The organism is Streptomyces bobili, assembly GCF_002154575.1.
Taxonomy (GTDB): domain Bacteria; phylum Actinomycetota; class Actinomycetes; order Streptomycetales; family Streptomycetaceae; genus Streptomyces; species Streptomyces bobili.
Genome location: NZ_MUBA01000003.1, coordinates 1 through 496 on the forward strand (window position 1 = coordinate 1; position 496 = coordinate 496).

Annotated in this window: 1 protein-coding gene; it reads right to left on the bottom strand. The window is 72.4% G+C overall.

What is annotated here, in order from left to right; all coding sequences use genetic code 11:
- Positions 1–495: FecCD family ABC transporter permease (locus BZL64_RS00325; protein ID WP_244205115.1), on the bottom strand; the 495-nt coding region annotated here is incomplete at its 3' end.
- Between the last annotated feature and the right edge of the window lies 1 nt (position 496).

Genomic DNA, 496 nt, shown 5'->3' on the forward strand with positions numbered 1-496 from the left:
GGGCGCGAGCGCCAGCCCGGCCGCCGCGCACGGCAGCACCGCGAGCACCTTCGGCCAGGTCGCCTGGGAGAGCGAGCCGAGCTGCCAGAAGGTGATCTGCTGGATCGCCGCGGTGTCCGCGAAGAACAGGAACAGGCCGATGAGCGCCCCCGCGAAGGCGTTCACGGCGATGCCGGTGAGGATCAGCGTCACCACTTCCGTACGGCCCCCGGAGCGCGACAGCGCGTACACCAGCAGCACGGTGACGAGCCCCGCGGCGAAGGCGAACGCCGACACCGTCCAGGTGCCGAGGAAGTTCACCCCGAACGCGATCGCGGCGACCGCGCCCACGGCCGCGCCGGAGGAGATCCCGATGACGCCGGGCTCCGCCAGGGGATTGCCGAACACGCCCTGCATCAGGGCGCCCGCGCAGCCCAGCGAGGCCCCGACGAGCAGTGCGAGCACGATCCGCGGGAACCGTACGTTCCACAGCACCGACTCGGGGACCCGGTCCAAC